We start from the raw sequence: 19,311 nt of genomic DNA, 5'->3' as shown, positions 1-19,311 counted from the left end.
TCAGACCCCGGGCGCCGGGTGGGTGGAGCCCTGGGGTGCGATCGGCGGACCGTAGGCGCGACCGGACAACTTCCGGGCCCGCTGGGGCGCGTGCGTGCCCGGATCGGTCGCCTCGTCCAGGCCGCGCCGCCGGATCCGACTCAGCACGTAGACGTTGAGCAGGTGCAGCCCACCCAGGACCAGCGAGACGGTGCCGAGCTTGACGGACAGCGCCTCGACCGAGCCGCGTGCGTCGTCGACGGTGTCGCCGACCTTGAGGTAGAGCGCGACGAAGCCGAGGTTGACGAGGTAGAAGCCGACCACCAGGAGGTGGTTGACGGCGGCCGCGAGTTCTTCGCGGCCGCGCAGGACGTCCTGCAGGAAGATCTGTCCGTTGCGGCTCAGTGTGCGTGCCACCCACACGGTGAGCGCGATGCTGATGCCCAGGTAGATGGCATAGGTCAGGACGGTCATGTCCATGGACCGGCTCCTTTTTGAACGTGTTCAAACTGGCCGACGTCGGTGACTCTAGACCTGTTTTTGAACACGTTCAAGTTGTTGGCCGGGTAGGTGTGCGAGACGGGTCGGAACGCACGAAACCCGTCGATCACCCCGCAAAGGCGAGGTGATCGACGGGTGTTGGGGAGTGGGTGGGGCGGGAGGGGGCGGTCAGGCGGCGACCGGCGCGGACCAGTCGATGTGGTGGCGCTGCGCCTCGCCGAACATCCGTTCCGGGGTCAGTACGGTGCGGGTCATGATCGGCATCAGCAGAGCCATGACGGCCTTGGTGAGCGGCCCGGCGGCCTTGCTGTTGTTGGTCTTGGCGGCAGCGGCGGCGATCTTCTCGACCCGGGGTCGGCGCATCGCCTCGTACGCGGCGAACGCGGCGGTGGGGTCGGGGAAGTCGCGCAGGCAGCGGGCCAGTTGGACGCCGCTCTCCATCGCGAGTGAGGCGCCCTGGCCGGAACTGGCCGAGGGGGCGTGCGCGGAGTCGCCGACCAGGACCAGTCGTTCGCGGTGCCAGTGCGGCAGCGGGGGCATCAGTTCGAGCGGACCGGCGACCAGGAGGTCGTCGGCGGAGGCCGCACGCAGCACCGCCTCGGCGGGAACGTCGCCCGCGTGCGCCTCGCGCAGCAGGCCGAGCCACCGTTCGGCGGGGACCGCGCGGGCCTCCGCGGTGGTCATCGGCGGGTGCGGCAGATTGCTGAACAGGGCCACGCTGCCGTCGGATCGGGTCCAGTAGCCGAAGAAGGCGCGCTTGCCGAAGGCGAAGTGCATGGTGCCGGGGGCGGGCCGGGTGTCGTCGTCGCCTGAGAGGGAGGCGCCGACGCCGAAGCCGAGCAGGCCGACGTATTTTGCGGCGGGCGCGGCGGGGTCGATCAGGGTGCGGACCGTGGAGCGGATGCCGTCCGCGCCGATCAGGATGTCGGCGGTCGCGGTGCTCCCGTCGGCGAACTCGGCGGTGACACCGTCGGGTTCCTCCCGCACCCCGACGAGCCGGCGGCCGTGCTCGGTGCGGATGTCGTGGCCGAGGGCGTGCTCGCGCAACACCCCGTGCAGGTCGGCGCGCAGCACGGTGCGGCTCGGGGGCAGGCCGGGCAGACCGGTGGCGGCGCCGAGGCGTCGGCCGCGACCGTTCTCGAAGACCATGTCGGAGGTCGGCTCACCGATCGCGCACACCGCCTCCTCGGCGCCGATCGCTCGCAGTGCGTCGAGCCCGTTGGGCGCGATGCTGAGCGCGCCGCCCGCCGCGTCGCCGGGCGTGATGTCGGCATACGCCTCGTACACGGTGGCCTCGATGCCGGCCCTGCGCAGCGCGCATGCCGTCACCGGTCCGGCGATGCCGCCGCCGATGATCATCGCGGTCCTGACGCGGTTCATGTCTTTACTCCGAGGTGAGGGGGACGGGGCAGGCGGGGCCCGACCCGAGCGGATATCGGGAATTGCCTGGTCAGGGTGTGTGCGCGGGGTCGGCCACGGTGGGCGTGGTGCCGTCGCGGCGGGCGCGTCGTACGTCCTCGACGAACTCGCGGCTGAACATCGCGGACAACACCGCGACACCGCTGCGGTGGATCCGGACCTCGCCGTGGTCGATCGCACCGACCAGGCGGATCACCCGGCCCTTGGCGGCAGTCGGCGCGGCGGAGTCCTTGACCCGGCCGCGACCGGTCCAGCGCAACCCGCTCTGCTCGATCACCGCGTCGTCGGGGACCAAGAGCTTGAGCATCGCGTGGTCCAGGTCGACCCGGATCTCGATGTCGCCCTCCTCGATCCGCGGCGAGCGCAGGTCGAGCACGGCGGCGGCCCGCCGTTCGCGGACCTCGAAGGTGGTCGCGGTGGTCCAGTGGCCCAGGTGCTTGGTGGTGGCGTGGTCGGCGTGGATGCGGACCGGGGTGGTGGTGCTCATCGGGAGGCTCCTTCGGATCGGTGCGGGGCTTCGGGATCGGTGTGGGGCTTCGATGAATCAATAGTTGCATGGCGACTAGTGTTCTGGCAACTAGTGCTGCCGAGGCTAGTTGCCGGGAATCCAGTAGGGTTGGCCGTATGACGACGACTTTCCGCAGGTCACCGCTGGCGCTGGCGCTGCTGGGCCTGCTCTACCGCGACCCGATGCACCCGTATGCGATCCAGCAGCGGATCAAGCAGTGGGGCAAGGACAAGGTCGTCAACGTGGGCCAGCGCGCGTCGCTGTACAAGACGATCAATCGGCTGCGCGAGGCCGGGTTGATCGCGGTGCGCGAGACCGAGCGCGATCAGCAGTATCCGGAGCGGACCGTCTACGAGATCACCGAGGCGGGCCGCGTCGCGTGCCACGCCTGGATGGCGGAGATGGTGGGTACGCCGCGCAACGAGTTCCCCGAATTCCCGGCCGCGCTGTCCTTCCTGGCGCTGGTCACCCCGGAAACGGCACGCGAGTTGTTGACCCGGCGTCGGGAGGCGCTGGTCGCCCGGCTCGCCGATCTGGATGCGGAGGCGGCGCAGACCACGCGGATGAACCTGCCGCGTGTGGTGGTGTTGGAAGACGAATACCTGCGCGCGATGACCGACGCGGAACTGCGCTGGGTGGACGCGGTATCGGCCGATCTGGCGGCGGGTCGGCTGGCCTGGGACCAGGCGTCGTTGGCCGCCTTCGTCGACGCGACGGCGGAGTAGCCGCCGCACGCACCGTCGGCGCCTCCCCGGGGTGCTTGTGCGGCGGCCGTATCATCCACCTGATCGACAACTCGGTGACCGCGCTCGGCCCGGGCGCGCCGGGTGGCGACGACCCGGGAGCGACCTTGTCCGACGCACTGGAATACCACGTCCTGCACATCGCGGTGGAGACGGAGAGCGAGGGGCGCGCGATCCTCGACGAACTGGCCCAACACCCCGGCCGGTTCGGTGAAATCGCGCGCAAACGCTCGAAGGATCCGCTGTCCGCGGCCAAGGGCGGCGACCTGGGCTGGGGGCAGGAGGACGACTACGCCGACGCGTTCGCCGAGGCCCTGGTGGCGCTGCGCCCCGGGCAGGTGAGCGACCTGGTTCCGGCCCAGTACGGCTTTCACATCATCAAGCTGGTGAACACCCGACCGGCCCGCTACGTCGACGAGGACTGAGTCGGCGCCCGTTCGGGTGACGGATCCCGCGCGGATGCATCCGGGCGGCGACGGTGTGCGTCCATGGGGCAGGAGCGTCGTCGTGCGGCGGGAACCCCCGTTGCGCCGGCGTGCGATCGAAAGGGGTACCCGGGATGACTCGTACTCGGCACACGTCGGACACCCGCCGGCCCGGCACGGCGAAGGTGTTCGGCGCGGCGGTCGTCGCCCTGGCCGCCGTCGGACTCTGCGCGCCGTCCGCCTCGGCGGTGCGCAACGGTACCGACGCGCCGGTCGGAGCCGCGCCGTACGCCGTCGCGCTGTACACCGCCGACGGCGAACTGCTGTGCGGCGGAACGCTGGTGGCCCCGACCAAGGTGCTCACCGCGGCGCACTGCGCCACGGCGGTGGACGACCCGACCGGCATCACCGTGGTCGCCGGCAAGGTGGAGTTGACCGCGCCCGGCGGTCGGACCCGGAAGGTGACCGGCGCGCGCGTGCACTCGAAGTACACCCAGGGCACGCTCACGTACGACGCAGCCGTACTGACGCTCGACCGGTCGCTCAAGGATCCGACGCTGCCGATCGCCGGCGCCAAGGACGGCGCGCTCTACACCCTCGGCAAGTCCGCGACCGTCTACGGCTGGGGCAAGCGTGACGGCGGCGTGCCCACCACGCGGCAGCAGCGGACCACGCTGGTGTTGTCGCCGGTGGCGTCCTGCGACCCGTACACCTTCCCCGGGGACACCACCGCCACCAAGGTGTGCGGCCTGCCGCCGGCCGCCAACCCGGGAACCAGTATCTGCCGGGGCGACTCGGGCGGGCCGCTGGTGGCCGGCGGCAAGCTGATCGGCATCGTGTCGTCGGGCAACAAGTACTGCGACGGCGCCCAGCCGCGCTCGGTCTTCACCCGCGCGAGCGCGGTCACCAAGGACCTGGGGCTCTAGCGCTTTCTCCGCCCGTGGGCCCGTCACCGCATGCGGTGACGGGCCCACGGCACCCCGCTATACACACGAGGTATACCTGGTGCGTATAGTGCTCGGCATGTCCATCGGTCACACCCTGCTCGGGCTCCTGGAGTCCGGACCCTGCCACGGCTACGACCTCAAGCGCAGCTTCGACGAGCGCTTCGGACGCGACCGTACCCTCGCCTACGGCCAGGTCTACTCGACCATGTCGCGGCTGTTGAAGAACGGCCTCGTCGAGATAGACGGGCTCGAATCCGGCGGTGGTCCCGAGCGCAAGCGCTACGCGATCACCGACGCCGGTGTCACCGACGTCGAACAGTGGCTCGGCCGGCCGGAGACGCCGGAGCCCTATCTCCAGTCGACGCTCTACACGAAGGTCGTCCTCGCACTGCTGACCGGCCGCGACGCCGCGGACATCCTCGACACCCAGCGTGCCGAACACCTGACCATGATGCGCGAGCTGACCCGGCGCAAGATCGACGGCGATCTCAGTGACCGACTGATCTGCGACCACGCGCTGTTCCACCTCGAGGCGGACCTGCGCTGGCTCGAACTCACCGCCGCCCGGCTCGGCGAACTCACCCTGGAGATCCGCAAGTGACCGACTCCCTGCTCAGCGGCCACGACCTGCACAAGACCTACGGATCGACGCCCGCCCTCGCCGGCGCGGAGTTCACCATCCGCTCGGGCGAGGTGGTGGCCATCATGGGCCCGTCCGGATCGGGCAAGTCGACCCTGCTGCACTGCCTGGCCGGCATCGTGCGCCCCGACTCCGGCACCATCCGCTACGACGGCCGCGACCTGACCGCCATGTCGGACGGCGGGCGCAGCGCGCTGCGGCGCAGCGACTTGGGCTTCGTCTTCCAGTTCGGCCAACTCGTACCCGAACTGACCTGCCTGGAGAACGTCGCGCTGCCGCTGCGGCTGAATGCGGTCAAGCGCAAGGAGGCCGAGGCCCGGGCGCGGGAGTGGATGGAGCGCCTGGAGGTGGCCGACCTCGCGCGCAAGCGGCCCGGTGAGATCTCCGGCGGCCAGGGCCAGCGCATCGCGGTGGCCCGTGCGCTGGTGATCCGTCCCCGGGTGGTCTTCGCGGACGAGCCGACCGGCGCGCTGGACTCGCTCAACGGCGAACGGGTGATGCACCTGCTGATCGGGGCGGCCAGATCCACCGACGCCGCGATCGTCCTGGTCACCCACGAGTCGCGGATCGCCGCCTACTCCGACCGGGAGATCGTCGTGCGCGACGGCCGGTCCCGAGACATGGCGCGCGCCGCGTGAACGTGTTCCGTGATCTCAGGATGGGCGCCGGATTCGCGGTCACCGGCGGCCGGGAAGGCTGGATCCGCACACTGTTGACCGCGATCGGCGTGGGCCTCGGAGTGGCGCTGCTGCTGCTGACCACCGCGATTCCGAGCGCGCTGTCGGCGCGGGACGAGCGGGGCCGCGATCGCAACGAACAGAGCGGGCAGGCGGCGCAGGCCGGCGACCACACGCTGCTGATCGCCAACGCCGACACCAGCTACAAGGGCGACGAGATCCGGGGCCGGCTCCTGCGGGCGCAGGGCCCGAAGGCGCCGATCCCGCCGGGGCTGGCCAAGGTGCCGGGGCCGGGGGAGATGGTCGTCTCGCCGGCGCTGGCCGACCTGCTCGATTCGAGCCGGGGGCGGCTGCTCCGGGAACGGTTCCCGTACCGCACGGTCGGCACGATCGGCGACAAGGGCCTGATCGGCCCGGACGAACTGGCCTTCTACGCCGGGAACGACACCGTGACCGCGGGCGACCGATGGAGTTCGGTGCAGCGGATCACCGCGTTCGGCAGTTCGTTTCCCGCCGATCCGATGGATCCCCGGCTGGTGTTGCTGGTCGTGGTGATGTTCGTGGTGCTGCTGATGCCGGTCGCGGTGCTGATCGCCACCGCCGTGCGGTTCGGCGGCGAACGGCGGGACCGGCGGCTCGCGGCGCTGCGGCTGGTCGGCGCCGACGCGCGGAGGACTCGGTGGATCGCGGCGGGGGAGGCGCTCGCGGGATCACTGTTCGGCCTGCTGTTCGGGCTCGGCTTCTTTTTGATCGGGCGGCAACTGACCGGCGTGGCCTCCGCGTTCGACCTGAGCATCTTCCCGGCCGACCTGGATCCGAGCGTGCCGCTCGCGGTGCTCGTGGCGCTGGCGGTGCCGTGTTCGGCGGTCGCGGTGACGCTGTTCGCGTTGCGTGCCGTGGTGATCGAACCGCTGGGCGTGGTCCGGGCCGGCACGCCTCCTCGGCGCCGGGTGTGGTGGCGCCTGCTGCTGCCGCTCGCGGGACTGGCCGCGCTGTACCCGCTGATCCGTCAGGGATCGGAGAGCGGGGAGTTCAACCGGGGACAGGTCGTGCTCGGCGTGGTGCTGCTCCTGCTCGGGGTCAACGCGCTGCTGCCCTGGCTCGTGGAGACGGTGGTGGCCCGGCTCGGTGCCGGTCGGGTGCCGTGGCAACTGGCGGTCCGGCGGCTCCAGGTGGGCAGCACTTCGGCGGCCCGGGCGGTCAACGGCATCGCGGTCGCGGTGGCGGGGGCGATCGCGCTCCAGATGCTCTTCCTGGGGATCGAGAACGACTACACCAAGGAGACCGGCGCGGATACGACGCGGGCCCAACTCTCGGTGAGCTCCGACGCGCTGGTGAGCACCGAGGGGATCGAGCGGATCGCCGGGCAGATCCGGGAGACGACGGGGGTGCGCAGCGCGTTTTGGCGATCCTCCACCCGCCTGGCCGAGCCGGGCGACGAGCCCGGTCCGGGCGCGTCGTTGACGATCGGGACATGTGACACGTTGCGCGAGTTGGCCCGGATCGAGGGATGTGCGGACGGGGACACGTTCGTCGTCGACCCGCGCACGTCGAGTTCCGTCGGGAGCATGCGGCCGGTGCCCGGGAAGAACGTGGTCATCGACATGGGCCACGGCCCGCGTGCGACGCCCGTGCTCACGCCGTGGGTGATCCCCGCGGCCGCGCGCACGGTCCCGGGTCGGGCGGACGGGAGCGGGATCGCCCCCGACGGGGTGTTGGCGACGCCCGGCGCGGTGCCGGCGGCCGTGAGCCGGCAGCTGACGTACTCGATGACCTTGGCGCTCGACCCCGCGGTGCGGGACGCGAGCGACCTGGCGCGCAACGCCATGGCCCGGGTGGATCCGTTGGCGCAGGTGTACACGCTGAACGAGACCCACGAGTCCCGGCGGTTCGCGAATGTGCGCACCGCGCTGTTCATCGGCTCGACGGTGGTGCTGCTGATGATCGGCGCGAGCCTGCTGGTGACCATGCTGGAACAGCTGCGCGAGCGGCGGAAGTTGTTGTCGGTCCTGGTTGCGTTCGGCACCAGGCGCAGCACGTTGAGCTGGTCGATCCTGTACCAGACGGCGATCCCGGTCGTGCTCGGCCTGTTCCTCGCGGCGGGCACCGGGGTGGCGTTGGGCGCGGCGCTGCTCGGCATGGCGCAACGTCCGTTCGGGGTGGACTGGGCCGGGCTGGCGTCGATGACCGGTATCGGTGCGGGTGTGGTGCTGTTGGTCACGGCGCTGAGTCTGCCGCCGCTGTGGCGGATGATGCGGCCGGACGGGTTGCGGACGGAGTAGACGGGCGAAGTGGGCGGACGAAGCTGCGCACGGTATGGCTGAACGCGCGGCGGCGTCGGGGTCGGAGACTTCGGGCCCGACGCCGCCGTAGTGTGTTCGTCAAAGCTGCGCGTGACAGGGTCAGGGCTTGCGGGCGACCGCGCCGAACTGCGGGACAATCGGCGGGAGTTCGCCGTCGACGGGGGCGGCTCGCCAGCGGGCGCAGGAGACGATGCCCGGGTCGAGCAGGTCCAGGCCGGCGAAAAAGCGGGTGAACTCGGCGAGGCTGCGGGCGGTGATCGGCGGCGTGGCGTTCTCGTTCCAGAACCGCATGGCCTCGACGTTGCCCTCGCCGCCGAGTTCGGTGGTCGGATGGGTGATCACCAGGTGGCTGCCGGACGGTACGGCGGCCATCAACCGGCCGACGATGTCCACGGCGGTGTCGGTGTCGAGGATGAAGTTGAGGCTGCCGAGCAGCATCACCGCCACCGGGCGGTCGAAGTCCAGTGTCGCCTTCGCGTCCGCGACGATGGCGTCGGGGTGGTGCGCGTCGGCGTGGATGTAATCGGTGGCACCCTCGGGGGTGCTGGTGAGCAGCGCCCGGGCGTGCGCCAGGACGAGCGGGTCGTTGTCCACGTAGACGATCCGCGCGGCGGGATTCACCCGCTGGGCGACCTCGTGCGTGTTGTCGGCGGTGGGCAGCCCGGTACCGATGTCGAGGAACTGGTCCATCCGGGCCTCACCGGCCAGGAAGCGCACCGCGCGACCCAGGAACTCCCGGTCCGCGCGGGCGACTTCGCCGATGCTCGGGAACATGCTCGTGACGTGGTCGCCGACCTTGCGGTCGATCGGGTAGTTGTCCTTGCCGCCCAGCCAGTGATTCCAGACCCGGGCGTTGTGCGCGACGTCGGGCCCCGAGATCGGCTGGCCCTCGGACGGTCGATTCTCGCTCACGACGGTGGTCCCTTTTCCTGTCCGCCGTTCACCCGGTGCATCCCGAACGAAAGGCTGCGCGCCCAAGCGCCTTCGAACCCGTTCCCGAACCATTGTGCCAGGCGCCGACCAATCGGTTCACCGCCACCGACCGTGTCGCCACGCGTGTCGGCGACGCAGTGAGTGTTGTGCGTGCCCATGGAAGGTGGTCGAAATCTGCAAGAGGCGCCGACCTGGGCTTTTGCCCTGGCCGGCGCCTCTTGAACACCGTCGTGCCCCTTGACCCCCAGTGCTCGAACGGGCGTTCCTGCCGTGCCCGTCGGTGCAGAAACCTTGGGCTGGACGCTCTCCTGTCCGAGTGTCATGGGGATTTTCGATGCCGCGTGATTCCCAATGCGTGAGAGGGCCCTGAGAGGGGTGCTGTTGTCGCGACATGCTTGCCGCCTCGGCAGGAGGGCCCCCGGGACCGACACCCGCACCTGTCGAGGCAGCGGCTACCGTGTCGACGGTGGCCGCTGGCTCGTCCGGTCAGGGTGTGGTGGGGCAGTGCAGTGTGGGGGCGTTCCGATGAGCGCCCGCGCTGCTCAGGTCGGCGAAGCCGGCGCCGGCCAGGCCGAGAACCGCCTGAGCGGTGGCCCTGGTGGCGGTGGCGGGGTTGTACCCGCCGGTGTCGTAGGCGATCGCGCCTCGCGTGGCCGTGGATGCCGAGCAACCGACCTGACGTTCGGTCAGGAAGTGCCGGGCGGTCAGGCCCGGTATCACGCGCCAGGACGAGAGCAGGGCCTGGGCGGCCAGGCCGGTGCTGTTGGCGTTCGAGGTGGTGGCGCCCACCGTACCGAAGCCGCCGTCGGAAAGCTGGTGTGAGGCGAGCCAGTTCAGTCCGGCGGCCGCTTCCTGGTGGCGCCCGGTGGCGGCCAGCGCCTGCACGCTCATCGCGGTCGAGTCGGCGTCGCTGGTGCAGGTGGACAGACCGTAGTCGAGGGGGAATCCGCCGTCGGCGCAGTGTGCGTCGGCCAGGAAGTCCACCGCGGCGGCGGGGGCGCCGGCCGCAGTGCGGTCGAGCGCCAGGAGCGCGAGGGACTGGCTGAAGGCGTTGCTGTAGTCGCCCCACGGCGAGGTGTCGGTGAAGCGGCCGGAAGGCTTTTGCAACGAGAGCAGTCGGGCCGGGAGGTCCACGCCGCCGAACGAGGTGGGGTCGACACCGCGCACCTCGGCGGCGAGGAGGATCTTGGCGGTGGCTCCGGCGTAGGCGTTGGTGGTGCCGTCGCCGATGTACCCCGACAGGATCTCCGGGCGGGCGAGCCACGTGGTGGCCTTGGCTCCGTTGTCGTCGGCGACCCCGGCTGCGGCGAATGCGAAGATCGCGTCGATCGTCAGGCCCTGGTCGGGGTAGGTCACTCCGTCGAAGGTGGTCTCGAAGCGTTCGCCGTCGACGAGTTGCCGGGCCAGCCATCCCGCCGCGGCCTGGGTGCGGTTGCCGGAGAGTATGGACACGTTTGCCTGGGGCGTCGTGTCGGTCGTCGGTGGAGCCGCCACGGCGGTGGACGGGATCAGGGCGGCCGTACCGGCGAGGGCCAGTCCGCCGAACAGCGCGGCGATCCGGCGTCCGGGTCGGGTGAGCGTCATCACGGTGCCTTTCCGGGCCCATGGCACGGCGGACCCGGGAGACCCGGCGGCCGAGCGGGCACACCGACGGCGGCACCGTCCCGACGCACGGGTCGCTGGGGCTCCGTCCCGCGGACCACGACGGGGATGGGAGACGAACACTGCGGCGACGGGCATTCGGGCTCGCCGTCGGGAGGGACGGATCACCGCTGCGGGTCAGCGCCGGATTCACACCGGACTTCCCCCGTCGTCGGAGCTACTGCGAGTCGTCACACAAGACGATCGAAACAGATGAAGACGCCCGGAATCGGTACGTCGACTGCTCAGACCTGCAGATCCCGCACTCTACGGATCGCTCACTCCGGAAGGAACTCTCTTTCCGGCCAACAAGATCGCCGGCACCTGAAGGATGGATCCGACACGGAATCCGGAAATCCTCCTTGAGGCTTCAGTAGTCACACGCCGCCTCTTGACCGGGGTCGGTGTGGGGGCGGGCCCGAGGAAGCAGCTCAGCGACCGAGCGGTGTCAGGCGCGGCCCGTGTGTTGGTGGGTGGCGCCGTCTCGGAAACGCTGCACGTGTGTGGTGCGCCCCGGTCGAGCAGGAGTGCGGTTGCCCGTGGCAGGAGGTCCCGGGTCGGGTCTGGTGCCGGCGAGGGCCGCGTGTCATGCTATGGCCTGCTGTGCGACGGCGAAGCCGAGGAAACCGGTGTGATTCCGGTGCGGTCCCGCCACTGTGATCGGGGAGCGACTCCCGTCAAGGCCACGGCCCCGCTTCGGGGTTGGAAGGCCGGGGGAAGTGTTGATCCGAGAGCCAGGAGACTCACGTCGTCGCCACCTCGATACAACCGGGGCGGATTTCCCCGAGAGAGGCCGGTGGTTCGCCATGTCTGTGGTGCTGAGCCGTATCTACACTCGCACGGGCGACGCGGGTACGACCGCGTTGGGCGACAACTCCCGTGTCCGTAAGACCGATCCTCGGATCGTTGCCTATGCCGACACCGACGAGACCAACGCCGCCATCGGTGTGGCGCTGGCGCTGGGTTGCCTGGACGCGGAGCTGCGGAACGTCCTGGAAGGCATCCGGCACGACCTGTTCGACGTGGGCGCGGACCTGTGCGCTCCGATCCGCGACGGGGACGAGCGCCTGCGGGTCCGGGACGAGGACGTATCCCGGCTCGAGCGTTTGTGCGACACGTTCAACGAACGGCTCGAGCCCTTGCGGTCGTTCGTACTGCCGGGCGGTACGCCCGGCGCGGCGCTCCTGCACACGGCGCGGACGGCCGCCCGCCGGGCGGAGCGCTCGGCGTGGGCGCTGATCGAGACGGACACGGAGTTGTCCGGCGGGGAGGCGGCAACGGTGAACCCGGTGTGCGTCCGCTATCTGAACCGTTTGTCGGACCTGCTGTTCATTCTCGCACGGTTGGCCAACGACGGCGGGCGCGGCGACGTGCTGTGGAGTCCCGGCCGCAACCGCTGACATCGCGCCGCCACCGTTCCGCCGGCCGATATCGCACCGGTTCTCGCAGGTGTGGCGGCACGAACGACTCGCTCGGGAGACAACCCGAATTGCGTTCCCGGACTTGCCACCCGGCCGCCGCCGCGGCCGGGTGGCAAGGCTCAACGCCCGCATCGCCCGCTACCCCAAGACCTACGTCGCCGTCATGGACGGCATCGTGATGGGCGGCGGCGTCGGCATCTCCGCGCATGGGAAGGTGCGCATCGTCACCGAGCGCTCGACGATCGCCATGCCCGAGACCGGCATCGGCTTCGTCCCCGACGTCGGCGGCACCGACCTGCTCGCCCGAGCCCCCGGCGAGTCGGGTACGCCCCTGACGCTGACCGGCTCCGCCATCGGCGCGGGCGACGCGATCGCCTGCGGCCTCGCCGACCACTTCGTGCCCTCGCACCGCCTGGACGCGGTGATCGAGGCGTTGGCCACCGGGACGCCGGCCGACGTCCTCGGCCGCTTCGCAGACCCGGCGCCCTTGGGCGAACTCGCCGAGAACGCCGAGCGGTTGCCCAGCCGCCCGCCGTCCCGATCGCATGCCCGCACCGACATCTGCTGTCGATCGCTCGGGAACTGAAACATACGGGGGATGGGAAGGATCCGGAGTCGATGCAGGACGAATGCGGGGATCCCGAATGTCTGCGGTGTCGTCTGCTCCGGGCGGTGGGCGCAAGGCAGAGGCGGTAGGCGCCACATACGGAACGCAGCTATGGGGCGGGCTTCGTCGGCTTGGTGGTCGCGGTGCCGACTTGCGTAAGGCCGTTGTCGGCCGGGGCGGGTTCGAACACGATTGGTGCCTCGAAGGCCGCCTTGCGGGATGCGCGCCGTAGGGCGGCCAGCACCGCCGGGCCGACGAGGACGATCGCGAGGCAGTTGGTGATGGCGCGGCCGGTGTCCCATCCGAAGGTCGAGGTGAGCACGGTGAACACGAAGAACCGGCGCAGGTTGTCCAGGATGCCGTCGCCGGGGACGAAGGCCGGGCCGACCATGGATTCGGAGTCGGCGAGGAACGGCCAGAACCACATGTTCATGAGGAACCCGAACGCGTAGGCGGCGAAGACGCCGTAGCAGGCGAGCATGACGATCTCGCGCCGCCCGCGCACCCGCCGGGGCAACAGGCCCGCGCCGAGTCCGACCCAGGCGGAAGCCAGCATTTGAAACGGCAACCACGGGCCCACGCCGGCGGTGAGCAGGGCGGACGCGAACAGTGAGGTGCAGCCGAGCACGAATCCGAACCCGGGGCCGAACACGCGTCCGGCCAGGACGAGCATGAAGAACACCGTCTCGATCCCGGCGGTGCCGGCGCCCAGCGGACGCAGTGCCGCGTTGATCGCGGAGAGCACGCCGAGCATGGCCAGCGCCTTGGAGTCGAGCCCGCCGCTGGTGAGTTCGGCCAGCACCACCGCGACCACGAACGGCAGGGTGACGGCGAAGATGAGCGGCGCGTCGCCCGAGTGCGCGGCCGATTCGGGGGAGGGGGAGGCGAACAGCGGCCACAGGAACATGGCCAAGCCCGCGATCGAGGCGATGGTGAGCACGATCGCGGTACGCGGGGTGATTCGGATCGCGTTGGTGCGTTTGCGCGTGTCGGTGACGGTCGTCATCGGGTGGGCTCCCTGTCTGCGGCGGATGCGCGAGCGTCGCGTGCGGTCGGGACGCCTTCCTCGGAGGCGGACTCCCGGTCGCTGATGTCCGTATCCGCAAGGGCGTTGCCGACATCGGTGACGGTCAGCCATTCGGCCGGTGCGAGGATCTTGGCCACCTGGGGCGCGAACGCGGGCGAGGAGACTACGACTTCGGCGGTCGGACCGTCGGCGACGATGTCGCCTTCGGCCATCACCACCACGCGGTCGGCGACTTGGGCGACGAATTCGACGTCGTGTGTGGCCAGTACGATCGCCCGCCCGGCGTCGGCGAGTTCGCGCACCACTCGGACGAACCGCCGCTTCGCGTGGTAGTCGAGGCCGCGCGTCGGTTCGTCCAGCAGCACCACCTGTGGCGCAGCGACCAGTTGGATGGCAAGCACCAGGGCGAGGCGCTGCCCCTCGGAGACGTCGCGCGGGTGCAGGGTGCCGTCGATCCCCGGCGCGATGCGATCGAGCAGCGCCCGGCACGCACCGGCTTCGGCGCCGGATTCCCGGTCCGCCTCGACGCATTCGGCGTCCACGGTCTCCAGGTAGAGCAGGTCGCCAGGAGTCTGCGGGACCAGAGCGACCAGCGCGCGAGCCCGCTTCGGCTCGGCCCGGCCCGGATCGGTGCCCGCCACGTCCACGGTGCCGCCCTGGCGGGGACCGGAGCCCTGGAGGGCCCACAGCAGCGAGGATTTGCCGGAGCCGTTGCGGCCCATCAGGGCGGTGACCTGCCCGGCCGGCAACACCAGGTCGAGGCCGCGTACGGCGATCACGTCGCCATAGCGCACGATGATGCGCCGCGCGGTCAGCAGCGGGTCGGCCGAGGAATGGGCCGATCGTGGTCCGGGTGGGGTACAGTCCGCCAACCGCGCCCGCAGTGGTGCGGCCAGTCGGCGGGCGTCGCGGACCGACAGCGGCAGCGGCGACCAGCCGGCGAGCCGCCCGAGTTCGACCACGGGCGGGGCGATGTCGCAGGTCTCCAGGATTTCGGCGGGCGAGCCGTCGCGCACGGTGTGGTCGCCGGGCAGGTGGACGAGTCGGTCGGCGTACTGCACGACCCGTTCCATGCGGTGTTCGGCGACGATCGCGGTGATGCCGAGGTCGTGCACGAGCCGGGTGATCGCGGCCAGGACGTCCTCGGCGGCGGTCGGGTCGAGTGCCGAGGTCGGCTCGTCCAGGACCAGTACACGGGGGTGCGCGGTCAACACCGAGCCGATCGCGACCCGCTGCTGCTGGCCGCCGGAGAGCGTGCGCAGCGGGCGATGGCGCAACTCGGCGATACCGAGCAGGTCCAAGGTTTCCTCGACACGTTTGCGCATCACCGCCGACGGGATAGCCAACTGCTCCATTGCGTAAGCGAGTTCCTCCTCGACCGTATCGGTGACGAAACCGGCGAGCGGATCCTGACCGACCACGCCCACCAGGTGTGCGAACTCGCGCGGTGGCTGTGTGCGGGTGTCGATGCCGTCGACCAGCACGCTGCCGCGCAACGTGCCGCCCGTGAAGTGCGGGACCAGGCCGTTGATCGCCCCCAGCAGGGTGGACTTGCCTGCCCCGGTGCGGCCGACGACCAGACACAACTCCCCTTCGGAGATGGTCAATTGCACGTCGCGCAGGGCGGGGGCCGGTGCGTCGGCATAGGTGATGGTGACGTCGCGGAATTCGATCACCGGACGGACTTCTCCCTGATGGTGGTACCGGTACCGGCTGGACCCGCCTTCGGCGCGACGGCCGACGCATCGGGTGCGGGCACGGTGTCGCCGATGCGAGGTGCGGTGAGCGGAGGTGGCGGTGCCAGCCACGCGGGCAGCACGCCGACGAGCAGCGCGAGGACCGGGAGCGGGGCCAGTTCGGGCCAGGCGAGTGGACTCAGCGACGGGTACAGGTTGCCCGCGTCGATCCGGCTGGTCAGGTAGAGCAGCGCGCCGGTGCCCAGACCGCAGCCGGCGACCGCGAATTCGGCCGGGCGCCAGCGGTCGGGGAGGTAGATGCTCCGGTTGATCCGCCGGCCGGTGAGCACGAAGCCGATGCCGGCGATCAGGAGGCCGCCGGGCAGCATGGTGGCGCCCAAGTAGCGGGGTGTGCTTCCGTCGAGGAGCGCGTAGACGCCGACGCACACGCCGATCAGCCCGACGAGGGTCAGGACGCCGGTCAACAGTCGGATCGCGCGTGGCAGATGCCGATTGCGGCCGTATCCGCGCGAGTCCATCGCGGCAGCCAGTGCCAGTGAACGATCCAGCGCGTCCTGAAGGACCGGGATCGCGATCGACCGCAACGCCCGCATGCCCTTCTGCGCCCCGCCGCGCAGTCGGCGGGCCCGGCGCACCCGCTGCACGCTCTCGACCAACTGCGGCGCGACCGACAGCGCGACGACCACCGCCGCGCCCACCTCGTACAGCGCCGCCGGCACCGCCTTGAGCATGCGCTTGGGACTGGCCAGCGCGTTCGCCGCACCCAGGCACACGATCATCGTGGCCAGCCGCAACCCGTCGTAGAACCCGCCCAGGACGTGTTCGAGCGCGACCGGCCCGAACAGGTGGATGCCCGCCGCCCACGCGGGCAGCGGGATCTCCGGCAGGTCGACGAGCACATGCCCGCTCGCCGCGCCCGCGCCGAAGACGATCCGGAACAGCGCCCGCATCATGACGATGAACAACCCAAGGAACAGGTACATCCGAAACGCCAGGGCCCACGGGGCGTCGCTGCGCCGGTTGGCGACGACGAACCCGGCCACCGCCAGGAGCAACGCGAGCAGCAGGGGGTTGGTGGTTCGGCCGGCGGCGGTGGCCAGCCCCAGGGCCCACAACCACCACGCGCCGGGGTGCACGGTGCGGGGCAGCCGGCCGCCGCCGCGGCGGAACGCCGCGGCGGTCGGCGACGGTTTCGGGTGGGGCACGTTCATCCCGATCCGTCGGCGCGCGTCCGGCGGCGCCACGTGGTGAATCCGGCTGCCGCGCAGATGGCAACGAGCAGGGCGATGCCGACGATGGTCATGGTCGGGATGCCGTCCCGCTTCTTCGTGGCCAACTCCTCGCCGCCGGTCCAGGTCTGGCCCTGCGGGGTGACGCCGGAGGGTTGCACGGACGGCGCGGCCGAGGCGGGCTCGGGCGCCGCGGACCCGGTCGGGGCGGTGGAGGGCACCTCGCTCGCCGGAGCGGCCGGCGGGGGTTCGGGCTCCATCGGATTTCCGGAGACGCCGGGCCCGGGGGCCAGTGGGTCGGTACCCGAGGCGGCGGTCCCGCCGGCCGCGTTCGAGGCGGACCCGGTCGACGCGGTGCCGCCTCCTGTTCCGGCCGGTTTGCCTCCCGATCCCGCCGACGTCGTGCCGTTGCCGGAGTTGCCTCCGTTGCCGGCCGGCGGTTGCGGGTTGTTCGTCCTGGGCGGCGGGTCCTGGGTGGCGGGCGTGGTCGGGCGTGACGGTGCCACGCGCGGCGAGGGGTTGGTGGTCTCGGTCTTGTTCTTGGAGAACGACCAGCCCTCGAAGCTGCCGAGCGGCGGTTTGCGGTTCATCACGCCCCACTGGCTGTACGTCCACGAACCACCGTTGGGGGAGTGCCAGTACGACCAGTAAGCGCTCGCCGGCGGCGTGTCGATGCACGCCTCGGAGTTGGCCCCCGGCTTGCCCTCGATCCGGCAGATGAAGGACTCGCCCCAGCGGGCCACGCCGGCGATCTCGATGCCGGCGTTCTTGAGCGCGGCATGGCCGGTGGCCTGATCGCCACGCGCACAGCGCACGATGGTCGTACCGCCCAGCTCCTGGAAGTCGATCACGACCGTCACGCCGTTGCCGTCCGGGCAGTATCCGGGCGTGCCCTTGGACGTGTCGACCGCGCGCGCGGTCGGTGCGGCGACGGTGAGCTGGGCGGTGGCGGGCAGGGCGAGCAGGGCCAGGGCGGCGACCAGGCGGGCCATTCGGCGTCTGCGGCCGAGGCGCCTCACGTGTGCTGTCCGTTCTTGCGGCGCGCACCCGCGCGGACGGCGAAGCCGGTGCCGACCAGGCCGACCGCGAGCAGCACCAGGCCGCCGATCTCCGCACCGGTACGGGCGAGGCTGCCACCGCCCCCGTTCGCGGTGCCGCCACCGCCGACGGTGCTTCCGCCGCCTGTGCCGGCCTGGTTCGTGTTCGTCGCGGACGCGGACGAAGACGCGGAGATCGACGCGCTAGCGGTCTGGCTGAGCGAGGTGGTGGGCGTCGCCGACGTCGAGGCCGATGGGCTCTCGGACCCGGTGTGGGTGGCCGAGCCGGTGGGCGCGGGAGTGTCGGAACGGGTCGGTACGGGAGTGCTCGTCGCGGTCCCGGTCGGTTCGGTCGGCGCCTTGCCCAGGTCGCCGAGCGGGACGCCCGCGAGCACGAGCAGGGCCTGCGGGGTCGCGCGGCGCCACTGGTCGCGCTGGAAGTCGGGGATGCCCTCCGCCCGAGCCGAGGTCAGCGCCTCCTCGTTGTAGGCGATCGTGCCGACGTTCTTGGTCGCGGCGCCGGCGTCGTCGGCGGTGATCTGGTGCTTGGCCACCCACGCGGCGGCCTTGTCCGCCTCGGCCGAGTAGCCGGCCGCGTGCAGGGCCTGCCCGGCCAGGCCGGTGCTGTTGGTGTTCGAGGCCGCCGTGGGACCCGAGCCGCCGAACGAACCGTCCGCTCGCTGCCGGGACTTCAGCCAGTCCGCGCCCTTCTTCGCGGCCGCCGCAGCGCCGGTCGACCCGTTCTCCGCCGCCGCGGACAGCAGTGCCTGCACGGCCATTCCGGTGGAGTCCGGGTCGAGGACGGTGGTCGGGATGTCCTGGCAGACCGGCCCGGTGCTGCCCAATTGACCCGGGAACAGCCGGAAGCCGCCGCTGGGGCACTGCTGCTTGATCAGGAAGTCCACCGCACTCTGCGGCACTCCGCCACTGCGGGCCAGGCCCAGCACGGCGAGCGACTGCCCGAAGGCGTTGCCGGAGTCCGGGCTGCCGGTGAGCTTGTCCCGGACCCGACCCACGTCGTCGCCCGCGTCCGGGCCGGCGACCAGATCGAGGGTTTCCGCCCGCATGTCCAGCCCGCCGAACGCGGCCGGGTTGCGGCCGGCCACGACCGAGGCGAACAACACCTTCGCGGTCGCCCCGGCGATCCGCGAGCCGGGCATGCCCCACTCCTCGGCGCTGTTGTACTTGCGGATGTTGGCCGCCACGGCGTCGGTCGCGGCCTTGAGCGCCGCGGGCTCCGAACGGGTGGCCGCCAGCGCCATGACGGTGTCGATGGTCAGGCCCCAGTCCGAACCGGAGAACCCGGGTATCCCGCCGTCGACCAGCTCCCCGGCCTGCCACTTCGCCGCCGCGGCGGCCTGCGCGGCATACGGGTTCGCGGCGTCGGCCGACGCGGAGAAGACAGGGGAGACCGCCACCAAAATCGCGCCGCAGACCGCGACCGCGCCGGTCTTTCGCACAGTGAGCCAGGACATCGGTGGAACCCTTCCGAGACCGACGCGTCCCGGGGCTCGCCCACGACACGACGCCGGTCGGGCGGTCCGGGCTTCAGCGTGTAGTCCACGACAGCTGGAGCC

General features: G+C 71.2%; 17 protein-coding genes, 1 pseudogene and 2 riboswitches. Of the genes and pseudogenes, 8 read left to right on the top strand and 10 right to left on the bottom strand.

Going from position 1 to position 19,311, the window contains the following annotated elements; genetic code table 11:
• The 3 genes from ACFXKZ_RS15330 to ACFXKZ_RS15320 all read right to left on the bottom strand — a co-directional run bounded on the left by ACFXKZ_RS15330 (nt 1) and on the right by ACFXKZ_RS15320 (nt 2,386).
• Nucleotides 1-459 carry a hypothetical protein gene (locus tag ACFXKZ_RS15330; RefSeq protein WP_380000477.1) on the bottom strand — a complete coding sequence of 153 codons (459 nt, stop codon included), beginning with the start codon at nt 457-459 and terminating at the stop codon, nt 1-3.
• Between the two features lie 189 nt (nt 460-648).
• On the bottom strand, nt 649-1,860 hold the full coding sequence (locus ACFXKZ_RS15325) for an FAD-dependent oxidoreductase (RefSeq protein WP_380000476.1): 1,212 nt from the start codon (nt 1,858-1,860) through the stop codon (nt 649-651).
• Between the two features lie 70 nt (nt 1,861-1,930).
• A complete protein-coding gene (locus ACFXKZ_RS15320; RefSeq protein WP_380000474.1) occupies nt 1,931-2,386 on the bottom strand; it encodes a hypothetical protein in 456 nt (151 codons plus the stop codon).
• 137 nt (nt 2,387-2,523) lie between these two features.
• On the opposite strand from ACFXKZ_RS15320, the gene ACFXKZ_RS15315 reads away from it, so the two are divergent.
• The 6 genes from ACFXKZ_RS15315 (at nt 2,524) to ACFXKZ_RS15290 (ending at nt 8,121) form a co-directional block, all read left to right on the top strand.
• The gene (locus ACFXKZ_RS15315) at nt 2,524-3,132 is read left to right on the top strand and encodes a PadR family transcriptional regulator (protein ID WP_380000471.1); all 609 of its coding nucleotides are present in this window, start codon (nt 2,524-2,526) and stop codon (nt 3,130-3,132) included.
• Nucleotides 3,133-3,257: 125 nt separating this feature from the next.
• Entirely contained in the window at nt 3,258-3,575 is a 318-nt protein-coding gene (locus tag ACFXKZ_RS15310) for a peptidylprolyl isomerase (protein ID WP_380000469.1), read from the top strand.
• A gap of 134 nt (nt 3,576-3,709) precedes the next feature.
• Nucleotides 3,710-4,501 (top strand): S1 family peptidase, encoded by a 792-nt coding sequence (locus tag ACFXKZ_RS15305; RefSeq protein WP_380000467.1) that lies wholly within the window; start codon nt 3,710-3,712, stop codon nt 4,499-4,501.
• 97 nt (nt 4,502-4,598) lie between these two features.
• Complete coding sequence (locus ACFXKZ_RS15300; RefSeq protein WP_380000465.1) at nt 4,599-5,123, top strand: PadR family transcriptional regulator; 525 nt, start codon at nt 4,599-4,601, stop codon at nt 5,121-5,123.
• Complete coding sequence (locus ACFXKZ_RS15295; RefSeq protein ID WP_380000463.1) at nt 5,120-5,800, top strand: ABC transporter ATP-binding protein; 681 nt, start codon at nt 5,120-5,122, stop codon at nt 5,798-5,800. Before ACFXKZ_RS15300 ends, ACFXKZ_RS15295 begins: the two co-directional genes overlap by 4 nt.
• A gap of 20 nt (nt 5,801-5,820) precedes the next feature.
• The gene (locus ACFXKZ_RS15290) at nt 5,821-8,121 is read left to right on the top strand and encodes an FtsX-like permease family protein (protein WP_380001129.1); all 2,301 of its coding nucleotides are present in this window, start codon (nt 5,821-5,823) and stop codon (nt 8,119-8,121) included.
• 120 nt (nt 8,122-8,241) lie between these two features.
• On the opposite strand, the gene ACFXKZ_RS15285 is transcribed toward ACFXKZ_RS15290, so the two are convergent.
• Nucleotides 8,242-9,054, bottom strand: coding sequence for an SAM-dependent methyltransferase (locus ACFXKZ_RS15285; protein ID WP_380000461.1), 813 nt, complete (start codon nt 9,052-9,054; stop codon nt 8,242-8,244).
• A gap of 507 nt (nt 9,055-9,561) precedes the next feature.
• Nucleotides 9,562-10,659 carry a peptidase gene (locus ACFXKZ_RS15280; protein WP_380000459.1) on the bottom strand — a complete coding sequence of 366 codons (1,098 nt, stop codon included), beginning with the start codon at nt 10,657-10,659 and terminating at the stop codon, nt 9,562-9,564.
• Between the two features lie 129 nt (nt 10,660-10,788).
• A riboswitch (cobalamin riboswitch) is annotated at nt 10,789-10,924 on the bottom strand.
• Between the two features lie 376 nt (nt 10,925-11,300).
• A riboswitch (cobalamin riboswitch) is annotated at nt 11,301-11,482 on the top strand.
• A gap of 40 nt (nt 11,483-11,522) precedes the next feature.
• On the opposite strand from ACFXKZ_RS15280, the gene ACFXKZ_RS15275 reads away from it, so the two are divergent.
• Both ACFXKZ_RS15275 and ACFXKZ_RS15270 read left to right on the top strand, forming a co-directional pair.
• The gene (locus ACFXKZ_RS15275; protein ID WP_380000457.1) at nt 11,523-12,116 is read left to right on the top strand and encodes a cob(I)yrinic acid a,c-diamide adenosyltransferase; all 594 of its coding nucleotides are present in this window, start codon (nt 11,523-11,525) and stop codon (nt 12,114-12,116) included.
• A 136-nt stretch (nt 12,117-12,252) separates the two neighbouring features.
• Nucleotides 12,253-12,639: pseudogene (locus tag ACFXKZ_RS15270) on the top strand (enoyl-CoA hydratase/isomerase family protein); the annotation flags it as partial.
• A gap of 214 nt (nt 12,640-12,853) precedes the next feature.
• Here the strand turns inward: ACFXKZ_RS15270 and ACFXKZ_RS15265 are convergent.
• From ACFXKZ_RS15265 to ACFXKZ_RS15245, 5 genes are read right to left on the bottom strand one after another with little or no spacing between them, the layout of a single operon-like run.
• Nucleotides 12,854-13,750: an ECF transporter S component gene (locus ACFXKZ_RS15265; RefSeq protein ID WP_380000455.1), complete on the bottom strand. Its 897-nt coding sequence runs from the start codon at nt 13,748-13,750 to the stop codon at nt 12,854-12,856.
• Nucleotides 13,747-15,447 (bottom strand): ABC transporter ATP-binding protein, encoded by a 1,701-nt coding sequence (locus ACFXKZ_RS15260; protein ID WP_380000453.1) that lies wholly within the window; start codon nt 15,445-15,447, stop codon nt 13,747-13,749. The genes ACFXKZ_RS15265 and ACFXKZ_RS15260 overlap by 4 nt, the downstream gene beginning before the upstream one ends.
• The gene (locus tag ACFXKZ_RS15255; RefSeq protein ID WP_380000451.1) at nt 15,444-16,679 is read right to left on the bottom strand and encodes a CbiQ family ECF transporter T component; all 1,236 of its coding nucleotides are present in this window, start codon (nt 16,677-16,679) and stop codon (nt 15,444-15,446) included. The genes ACFXKZ_RS15260 and ACFXKZ_RS15255 overlap by 4 nt, the downstream gene beginning before the upstream one ends.
• The gene (locus ACFXKZ_RS15250) at nt 16,676-17,716 is read right to left on the bottom strand and encodes a hypothetical protein (RefSeq protein ID WP_380000449.1); all 1,041 of its coding nucleotides are present in this window, start codon (nt 17,714-17,716) and stop codon (nt 16,676-16,678) included. Before ACFXKZ_RS15250 ends, ACFXKZ_RS15255 begins: the two co-directional genes overlap by 4 nt.
• Nucleotides 17,713-19,209 carry a prenyltransferase/squalene oxidase repeat-containing protein gene (locus ACFXKZ_RS15245; RefSeq protein WP_380000447.1) on the bottom strand — a complete coding sequence of 499 codons (1,497 nt, stop codon included), beginning with the start codon at nt 19,207-19,209 and terminating at the stop codon, nt 17,713-17,715. Before ACFXKZ_RS15245 ends, ACFXKZ_RS15250 begins: the two co-directional genes overlap by 4 nt.
• Nucleotides 19,210-19,311 lie beyond the last annotated feature (102 nt).

The sequence above is a fragment of the Embleya sp. NPDC059237 genome (assembly GCF_042754105.1).
GTDB lineage: Bacteria > Actinomycetota > Actinomycetes > Streptomycetales > Streptomycetaceae > Embleya.
The sequence above is the reverse complement of the archived record's forward strand: the minus strand, read 5'-3'. Positions and strand labels throughout refer to the sequence as shown.

Coding starts and splice junctions, on each gene's coding strand:
- ACFXKZ_RS15330 (WP_380000477.1), bottom strand. CDS start 459: ATGGACATGACCGTCCTGACCTATGCCATCTACCTGGGCATCAGCATC.
- ACFXKZ_RS15325 (WP_380000476.1), bottom strand. CDS start 1,860: ATGAACCGCGTCAGGACCGCGATGATCATCGGCGGCGGCATCGCCGGA.
- ACFXKZ_RS15320 (WP_380000474.1), bottom strand. CDS start 2,386: ATGAGCACCACCACCCCGGTCCGCATCCACGCCGACCACGCCACCACC.
- ACFXKZ_RS15315 (WP_380000471.1), top strand. CDS start 2,524: ATGACGACGACTTTCCGCAGGTCACCGCTGGCGCTGGCGCTGCTGGGC.
- ACFXKZ_RS15305 (WP_380000467.1), top strand. CDS start 3,710: ATGACTCGTACTCGGCACACGTCGGACACCCGCCGGCCCGGCACGGCG.
- ACFXKZ_RS15300 (WP_380000465.1), top strand. CDS start 4,599: ATGTCCATCGGTCACACCCTGCTCGGGCTCCTGGAGTCCGGACCCTGC.
- ACFXKZ_RS15290 (WP_380001129.1), top strand. CDS start 5,821: ATGGGCGCCGGATTCGCGGTCACCGGCGGCCGGGAAGGCTGGATCCGC.
- ACFXKZ_RS15280 (WP_380000459.1), bottom strand. CDS start 10,659: ATGACGCTCACCCGACCCGGACGCCGGATCGCCGCGCTGTTCGGCGGA.
- ACFXKZ_RS15275 (WP_380000457.1), top strand. CDS start 11,523: ATGTCTGTGGTGCTGAGCCGTATCTACACTCGCACGGGCGACGCGGGT.
- ACFXKZ_RS15265 (WP_380000455.1), bottom strand. CDS start 13,750: ATGACGACCGTCACCGACACGCGCAAACGCACCAACGCGATCCGAATC.
- ACFXKZ_RS15255 (WP_380000451.1), bottom strand. CDS start 16,679: ATGAACGTGCCCCACCCGAAACCGTCGCCGACCGCCGCGGCGTTCCGC.
- ACFXKZ_RS15245 (WP_380000447.1), bottom strand. CDS start 19,209: ATGTCCTGGCTCACTGTGCGAAAGACCGGCGCGGTCGCGGTCTGCGGC.